At 31.6% G+C, this 8,454-nt stretch carries 9 protein-coding genes, 1 tRNA gene and 1 pseudogene; 3 read left to right on the top strand and 8 right to left on the bottom strand.

All coding sequences use genetic code 11. The features are described from left to right. Window positions 1–112 (bottom strand): annotated as a pseudogene (locus tag ES675_RS16740) (IS110 family transposase); the annotation flags it as partial. A gap of 365 nt (window positions 113–477) precedes the next feature. Here ES675_RS16740 and ES675_RS05930 point away from each other — a divergent pair. The 3 genes from ES675_RS05930 to ES675_RS05920 all read left to right on the top strand — a co-directional run bounded on the left by ES675_RS05930 (window position 478) and on the right by ES675_RS05920 (window position 2,226). After that, window positions 478–1,098 (top strand): hypothetical protein, encoded by a 621-nt coding sequence (locus ES675_RS05930; protein ID WP_027127299.1) that lies wholly within the window; start codon window positions 478–480, stop codon window positions 1,096–1,098. A 19-nt stretch (window positions 1,099–1,117) separates the two neighbouring features. Further along, window positions 1,118–1,492 (top strand): hypothetical protein, encoded by a 375-nt coding sequence (locus ES675_RS05925; protein ID WP_148367296.1) that lies wholly within the window; start codon window positions 1,118–1,120, stop codon window positions 1,490–1,492. 317 nt (window positions 1,493–1,809) lie between these two features. After that, complete coding sequence (locus ES675_RS05920; RefSeq protein ID WP_066257350.1) at window positions 1,810–2,226, top strand: UPF0158 family protein; 417 nt, start codon at window positions 1,810–1,812, stop codon at window positions 2,224–2,226. Window positions 2,227–2,507: 281 nt separating this feature from the next. Here ES675_RS05920 and ES675_RS05915 read toward each other — a convergent pair whose 3' ends face one another. The 7 genes from ES675_RS05915 to ES675_RS05885 all read right to left on the bottom strand — a co-directional run bounded on the left by ES675_RS05915 (window position 2,508) and on the right by ES675_RS05885 (window position 8,429). After that, entirely contained in the window at window positions 2,508–3,095 is a 588-nt protein-coding gene (locus ES675_RS05915) for a hypothetical protein (protein ID WP_066256252.1), read from the bottom strand. Window positions 3,096–3,120: 25 nt separating this feature from the next. After that, window positions 3,121–3,825 (bottom strand): hypothetical protein, encoded by a 705-nt coding sequence (locus ES675_RS05910; protein WP_066256256.1) that lies wholly within the window; start codon window positions 3,823–3,825, stop codon window positions 3,121–3,123. Between the two features lie 17 nt (window positions 3,826–3,842). Beyond that, window positions 3,843–5,168, bottom strand: a complete 1,326-nt coding sequence (locus ES675_RS05905) for a tyrosine-type recombinase/integrase (protein ID WP_066256259.1) — start codon at window positions 5,166–5,168, stop codon at window positions 3,843–3,845. A 54-nt stretch (window positions 5,169–5,222) separates the two neighbouring features. Then, window positions 5,223–5,295, bottom strand: a tRNA-Met gene (locus ES675_RS05900). A gap of 118 nt (window positions 5,296–5,413) precedes the next feature. Continuing rightward, window positions 5,414–5,596 carry a CPXCG motif-containing cysteine-rich protein gene (locus ES675_RS05895; RefSeq protein WP_066256264.1) on the bottom strand — a complete coding sequence of 61 codons (183 nt, stop codon included), beginning with the start codon at window positions 5,594–5,596 and terminating at the stop codon, window positions 5,414–5,416. A 71-nt stretch (window positions 5,597–5,667) separates the two neighbouring features. After that, window positions 5,668–6,408: a Two component regulator three Y domain protein gene (locus ES675_RS05890; RefSeq protein ID WP_066256268.1), complete on the bottom strand. Its 741-nt coding sequence runs from the start codon at window positions 6,406–6,408 to the stop codon at window positions 5,668–5,670. 113 nt (window positions 6,409–6,521) lie between these two features. Next, window positions 6,522–8,429, bottom strand: a complete 1,908-nt coding sequence (locus ES675_RS05885) for an ABC-F family ATP-binding cassette domain-containing protein (RefSeq protein ID WP_066256271.1) — start codon at window positions 8,427–8,429, stop codon at window positions 6,522–6,524. Between the last annotated feature and the right edge of the window lie 25 nt (window positions 8,430–8,454).

The raw sequence follows: 8,454 nt of genomic DNA, 5'->3' as shown, positions 1-8,454 counted from the left end.
TTTTAAAACCAGATGGATTGTTTTTAAACTGATAATAATTGCCGTCGGAATCTGTGATATCAAAAACCAGATGGCTAATGTCTATTCCAAAATATTTAATATCTTTATTCATAAGAAAATGTTTTTTTGAAAGGACAATCTACGCGAGTTTCAACGACTTAAAATCGAGGTCTAAAAGCCTCATAGAACTGTACGAAATCTGTGTAGAAAAGAGAGGGGATTTTCAATGTTGACGAGATCAAAGTCTCTGCGTGTATATTAACCTTATTCCTCTCTTTTGTGCTTTCTTATTAATAGGCCTTAATTTAGTGTTTTTATTAAAATGCTAACTTAAGCTGTGTATAAAAAATGCTTATTTTAGTGCTTAACCAAAGGGAAAGTGCGTGTTTGCTTTCTTCCGATTTTCGTTCCGAAAATCCTCTGACACAAACCCGCACTTTTCATACACGAAACCGTTGGCAGTAATTTAAGAAAACGATGAAAAACATATTATTTATTTTAACAATTCTGACTTTTAATAGTGTCAGCTCACAAAAAATTTTTGGCGAATTATCATATTCCGAAAGAAGAATTGCACCACCAACATACAATTTAGATGATATGATTGAAATGCAGAACGGAATCAAAAAAATTGCGACTGATTATAAAATTGTGATTCCCTATCTCGAAACTGAATTAAGTCCTACTAATTGTAAATCTTTACTTGGAAAAAAATGTAATTTATACAGACAGGAAATAAGTAGAATTAAAACTAAATTTCTAAAACTGGAATACTCAAATGACTATTTCGAAAATAGGTCATATGTCTTGTCTTCAGTCAAAAAAATGAATATGATTGACTTTGAATTACAACAATCATTCACTCTGAAAAACAAAATTTCGGAACAGAAAATAAAAATAGCTGAAATAGAAAAACTTCTTAATGACGAGAAGTGTGATAGTTTAAAAAGAGAATGTAAAAAAATAAAAAAATCAATATCTAAAATAAAAAAGAGACAAGCTTATTTTATAAAAAAAAGTAGCTATGTTACTTTTTCAGATGAAATAGCCGAATTTGAAATTTTATTAGACGAAATAATATATTTAATCAAAGCTTAATAACATTAAACCAAAAAAAATGCTCAATCATAAAATTTTTACTTTTTTTGTTTTATCGTTAATTTCATTAAATTCTTTTGGACAAGATGTAAAATGTAATGATTTGATTGATTATGTAGTCAAAAAAGGAACATATAAAAATAGTGTGTTTCCTATTCAATTAATAAGTTCTGATTGGTTAAATAAAGTAGAAGCATATTCAATTGAAAACAAAGTAATTGTAATTGCTGAAATCAAAAATGATGAATTGTTTTCTACAAATAAGAAATATATTTTTTGTGGAATCCCAACTGAAAATTGGAACGCATTCTATGTTGGTTTAAATGATTTAGATAAATCTTTCGGAGAGAGATTTCATAAATATATATTTGACTATAAGTGTGATTGCGAATAAAAAACAAAAAACTACTGCCAACAACGTGTATAATTAATGGCTAGTTTCAGCTTACTTACGAAAATCCTCGCGGATTTTCTATTCGGTTTTTATTTGCTAAATTAGGTGCTTAAACACGCCACTAATCATACACAAATCCGTTGGCAACAATATTGACCCGTCCTGAAATAAGGCTACATAATTCAGACTGGTTTACTATTTCGAATTTTTTTAGAATTTTAAAATAGATAAATCGAAAAACTACTTTTATCCTAGTCTTATTTTAAAAATTTGTAATTTTAATACATATTATTAGATCAGATTAATTATTATTAAAAATGAACAAACCTAATTCAGAAATCATAAGTGAAATCGTCCAAGAATTAGATTCTGGTTGCGATTGTTACCTCAATAATAAAACTCACGAAATTATAGCCATTCCAAATTTCGGCAACTTTCCTGATGAAGTAGAGTTTCAAGAACTATTTAAAGAGGATTTAATGAAGGTTTCAGAACAAGCTTCAACTTTCATTAAGATAGAAGTTTTAAAAAGCTATGAATCGTTTAAAATTATGGAACGATTTGCACAAAAGTTACCTAATTCACAATTTAAGACTAAACTTGAAACAATTTTACTAAATAAAAAGCCATTCCAAAATTTTAAGTTGACCGTTGAAACTTCAGAATATAGAAAACTATGGTTTGATTTTAAACGTCAAGAAATGGAAGAAATGGTATGTCAAAAATTAGCATAAAATTGATTGGTGACCAAAATTAATTTCATGTAAATACATGGGAAATATGCTCAATAAAACTAATATTTAGATTTTTACAGATACGAACCTCGAAATTATTTAAAATTTGTATCACAAAACTTTTTTAACAATTTGCAAGTTCTAAACGGTTTGAATCAGTTTAAAATGAGAAATTGGGTTACATTTGACACCATTTTGAGTCAAAATCACAGGTCAAATTTAATTTCAATTTTTTGTGATAATTTTTTATCACAAAATTATCACAAAAAAAATCACAAAAATTATTCTGAATCTTTAGATAGTTTTTCGAACAATGATGAAGATATTTTAGGGACTTCTATTAAACCGTTTCCACTTACCCTTAAAAACTTATCAAGTGTCCAATCATTTAATAAAAAGGATTCAATCAACTCCAGATTAAATCTTTTAGCATTATCTGATGTATTCAGAAATTCAAATTTTTTACTATAAATAGAATTACTTGCTCTAACCATAAGAATGTCATTTAAGACCTTATCAAACTCTTTAACCAAGTTATCTGGCAAATGACCATCTACTCGCTTTAAGGTTTTAAGATAACTGTCTAATTTGGCAGCATCTTCTGTCATCTCCCTATTTTTCTGCTTGGAATATATCCAGATCATCAATTGCATAAATTCCTTTGAGAACAAAAATGAATTAATCGTTTCCTTCACTTGTTCACTATGGCAATAGTCTCCATTGTGAACACGCTCCAGCAAGTCTCTAACATAGGCAGACGTTGTTATGTTTTTCTCTTGAGCTTTACTTTCTATGATACCTTTTAACTTGTTGGACAACCTAAAGTTAATTGAGGGGTCATTATTCTTAATAGTTTGTTTTTTAGCCATGCTTGTAGATTTGGGGTATTATAATTTATGATTTCATATTAAATACTGTTCGTAAAAGAAAGTCGGTTGCTTCTTCTTCAGTAACTAGAATCTTCTTTTCTTTTTTGAGCTTCTGTGGTTTCTCGTCTTCTTTTTCTTTAGTTTTCGATTTAATTTGAGTAACACTCGAAACTACACCAGATGGATTCATCAACTCTTGGAAGGATTTAAAATCCTTTTTATTCAACACAATCTCATTGGTTGTTTCATCAATTTGTGTGATACCAATGAAGTTTTTTTGAACATACGCCCAATGCTCTTTAATTGCTTTTTCTTGCAACTGAAATGATAAACGTGTCTCTTGATTGAGGTTTTCTATATCCTTTTGCACATTTTCAAACATCCACATAGATATTCGCTTTATGAAGTCTAATTGCGTGATATACTTATTCAATATAAAATCGAATTGCTTCGTGTCTAAATCGCTTTGTAGTTCAAGAAGCTTGAATGTATTTAAATCCAAACGCTCTTTTTTAATCATGATATGATGGCTGGACTGTTCATCATTCAATAAAGCATTTGAACCATCTGGCTTGATGAGTACCACTTTATCAAATAGATTGTCATACTCTTTGCCATTCCACTTTTCTTTATCAAATTGATTCCAAATACGTCTTGGTATATAGAATACCATAGGCATATATAACCGTTTGGTTATGTCTTCGTATATCTGATTGAATGTTTCTTTCATTATATCGCTATTTGGAATTATAACATGTGTGAATAATCTTCTGGCAATTCAGCGTCTATATCTCGCAAGTATTTTTCTAATGCTGACATGGATGTATGTCCTGTAATAAGCATCAATTTACTTTTAGCTTCAAACGGTGAAGATTCTTTTGCCAAATGCCTGTATAATTTAGTGATATAAGTATGCCTAAAACTATATAGACCGTAATCCTTATCCAAACCAAAATGGTCTTTTACAACACGTTTAAATCGCTTGGAATAGTAGTTACGCTTATTCTCCAAATCGGTATCCCACTCCGCTCCTATGGCGTCTGGCGTAAACAGGGAATCTTTTTTCTTTAGTTTAGTTAGGTCTGGTAATTCCTTTATTAGTAGATCAGGAATTATTTTGGTTTTCATCGGACTGTTTTTCGCCTGAAACTTAATGGTTTTATTTTTTAAGTCGATGTCTCCTACTTTAAGTCGGCAGACTTCTATGGGTCTTAAGAAATTATAGGAAATAAATTTAATGAACAATAACAGATTGGTATCTTCTTTTTCCAAGTATTCAAAAATGGCTTCCTGCTTATCTTGGGTGTAGGTTTTATTGCGTTTTGGTATGGCTTTTAAAACAGGGATTTGTTTAATGATATTAATCTTTATAATATCATTATCAAACAGAACTTGCATGATACTGCCTAAATCCGTTCGAAAATTATTTCTATTTCTCGGACTGGTTCTTTCCAATGTATCACTTAAAAATCCTGAAACTATTTTTTTGTCAATTTCATGGATTCCTTCAATTTTAGGATGCGTTTCTTCTACCCATTTGATAAAGTTCTTTAGTCTGTTTTCAAAACTGCGTCTGGTAGTATCGTTTATAAGCTTCTCTTTCTGTTTTAAACCAAAAGCGAATACTTCTTGATAAGGCATACTGGAAACTTCAACTGGAGCTGTATTTTCACCTTCAACTTCTTTTATCTTTAAGGTAGTTGGTTCTTGTTTGGCTTTTGAAGAAGCGGTCTTTATATTTTCGTTCAGACTTGAATAAACGGCTTTATTGTCTGAATAGGGACTGAATCCTTTCTTAAGAAGTTTAATTAATGCCTTTCTATAGGTGACTAAAACGGAAAGTCTATCTTCTTTGGTTTTATACTTATTGGCATTTGCGTATACCGGCGTTTGCCTTTTGAGCTTCCCAGAGTTTGGGTCTCGATAAGAAAAGTAGATGTACCAACGCTTAGTTAAATCGCCATTGGCTGAATAAATTTTGGGGGCGGAAAAGTTTTTTTTCAAATGTAAATCGTATTCACTTTCGTATTCATTTTGCAATTCGCCTGCAAGATAATCAAAAATTGTATGCATAAAAAAACGGTTTGACGAAAGTCAAACCGCTGTTTTCAATACGATTAAAATTTGTAGCGGGAACTGGACTCGAACCAGTGACCTTCGGGTTATGAGCCCGACGAGCTACCTACTGCTCTATCCCGCGATGTAATTTCCAAGATCGTTTTTTAGCTTTTAACTTACCGGTTCATAATGCCGATTAAACCATTTTGGACTGCAAAGATACAATGCTTTTTAAATATAACAAGCAGAATTTAAAAAAATTATTGCTCAATGTTTTCTGCCCGAAAACTAACCAAGGTTTGTTCTTCAAATTGCACCGATATTTGAATGGGATTACAACACACCTCACAGTCCTCAATATATTGTTGTTCAGGTTGTGAGCTATCTAATAACATTGAAATAGACTCCCAACAATATGGGCATTGAAACTCGTGTTCTTCCATAAAATTAAAATACAAAAAAAAGAGGCTATTAAAAAATAACCTCTTTATTAAAATAATTCTTGTACGTTTCCTTAATCGTTATCTGTGATAACAGATCCTGAATTTAAGTCCATCATGTTTGGGTTGTTACCGTTAATAACGCTAATGTACTCCTGGTTTAATTTGTTGTCGCTTACCATAAATGTTTTTAATTTGGGGAAATAAGATAATTCAAATGGTACGTCTCCTGTTAATTGATTATTAGCTAAAACAATTTCTTCTAATTGTGTTAATGCCATAATTTCAGCAGGAATCTCACCACTAATCTTATTATCGATTAAACTTAATTTTACTAAATTACTCAAAGCACTAATTTCTGTAGGTATCGTGCCGGTTAACTTATTACTGCCTAATTCTAATACGCGTAGGTTTGATAACTTACTAATATTAGTAGGTATAGACCCATCTAGAATATTCATAGATAAGTTTAATGTTTCTAATTTGTTTAAATTTCCTATTGATGAAGGAATGGAACCTGATAGTTTATTTAAACCGAAATTTAAATGCTTCAAATTAACTAAATCACCTATTTCTTGAGGAAGTGTTCCTTGTAAGTTATTGAATTCTAAACTTAAATCCACTACTTGGTTGTTTTTAACCGTAACGCCATACCAACTTTCAATTGGAGATGATAAGTCCCAAGCATGCGTCCATTGACTGCCGTTTGTAGAATTATATAGGGCAACAAGTGCCGCTTTTTCAGTATTTGTAACGTTAGCAAAGGATAAGGCTGTTACAAACAAACATAATATTGATAGTTTAATAGCTTTCATAAGTGATAAATTTGGTATCAAATCTTTAACAATATTAAGTCGAATATAGATTAAAAACAAATTTATTCGACGAAATGCACGTTTCGTTAAGATTTAACACTCAAAATTACAAATTAATCCAAAGCATCTAAAGATTCTTGAACCTGTTCCCAGTCGCGCATTAAACTTTCTAGTTTATCTTTTTTACCTTGATAACTATCAAAAAACTCTGGATTAGAAACTACTTCATCATAATTAGTGGCGAGCTCCACATCAATTTCTTTAATCGTTTTTTCCAACTGCTGAATTTTAGATTCAATATTACTCAACCTATTATTAAGCGATTTGAATTTCTTCTGATATTCGTAACTCTCTTTATTACTCTCTTTAGGTGCTTGCTTTTCTACATCACGTCTTTCAACTTCACGCAGATTTTCAACATTACGCTGTTGTAGATAGAAATCAATATTCCCAAGATATTCTTTTATTTTATGATCTTTAAATTCATAAACCGTATCGGTTAAATCTTGTAGGAAATCTCTATCGTGAGATACTAAAATCAAAGTGCCTTCAAATTGTTTTAAGGCGTCTTTTAAAACGTTTTTAGATTTGATATCCAAGTGATTCGTTGGCTCATCCATAACCAGCACATTAAAAGGCTGTAACAATAGTTTAGCAAGCGCCAAACGGTTTCGTTCACCACCAGATAATACACGAACATACTTATCTACTTCATCTCCACGGAATAAAAAAGATCCTAGAATATCACGAACACGACTTCTGTTTTTCTCATTTGCAGCATCAATCATAATATCTAAAACGGTTTTATTACCATCTAAATATTCAGCTTGATTTTGTGCGAAATAACCAATTTGCACATTATGACCCAATTTTAAACTGCCTTCATGCTTTAATTCGCCAACAATAATTTTAGCTAATGTGGATTTCCCTTGACCGTTTTGTCCAACAAATGCCGTCTTAATATCGCGAGCAATATGTAAATCAATATTTTTTAAAACCGTTAAATCGCCATATTTTTTGGTGATATGATTGGCTTCAATCACCACTTTTCCAGGAACAATAGATACGGGGAATTTAAGCGTCATGACGCTATTATCATCTTCATCAACCTCAATCCTATCCATTCGGTCTAACTTCTTGATTAAAGATTGCGCCATGGTGGCTTTAGATGCTTTAGCACGAAACTTTTCAATTAGTTTTTCGGTTTGTTCAATTTCTTTTTGCTGATTTTTCTGTGTTGCTAATTGTTGCTCTTTTATTTCTTGACGTAACACCAAGAACTGGGAATATGGTTTGTTGTAATCGTAGATTCTTCCTAATGAAATTTCAATTGTTCGGTTCGTTACATTATCTAAAAACATTTTATCGTGCGATACAATCACCACAGCACCAGAATAGCCTGTTAAAAAGCCTTCCAACCAGATAATAGATTCAATATCCAAGTGGTTGGTAGGCTCATCCAGAAGTAGCAAATCGTTGTTTTGCAATAAGAGTTTCGCTAATTCAATTCGCATACGCCAACCTCCAGAAAAGGTATCGGTCAATTTATTAAAATCCTCACGCCTAAATCCTAAACCTTGAAGTATTTTCTCGGTTTCACCTTGATAATTATAACCTCCTAAAATTTCATATTGGTGTTGCATATCATTTACATCCACCATGAGTTGATGATAGCCATCACTTTCGTAATCGGTACGTGTTGCCAATTGTGTATTTATATCATCTAGCCTTGCTTCAACTTCCTTAATCTCTTTAAAAGCTTCATAGGATTCTTCTAGAACGGTTCGTCCTAACACAAAATCGATATCTTGTTTTAAAAATCCGATTCGTAAGTTTTTATCGGCTGCCAATTGGCCAGAATCCGGCTCCATTTCTTTTGCTAAAATTTTTAGCATAGTCGATTTTCCTGCGCCATTTTTCCCAATGAGACCAATGCGATCGCCTGCGGTTATTTTGAAGGTAATTTCTTCAAAGAGGTAATCGCCTTGAAAGGATACAGAAAGGTTATGAATATTGAGCATTTTGTTACAATTGTTACTGGACTAT

Origin of the sequence: Algorimicrobium algoritergicola, from assembly GCF_008086165.1 — a bacterium.
GTDB classification, from domain to species: Bacteria; Bacteroidota; Bacteroidia; order Flavobacteriales; family Flavobacteriaceae; genus Algorimicrobium; species Algorimicrobium algoritergicola.
Note: the sequence above shows the minus strand (reverse complement) of the source record. Positions and strands in the feature narration are given on the sequence as shown.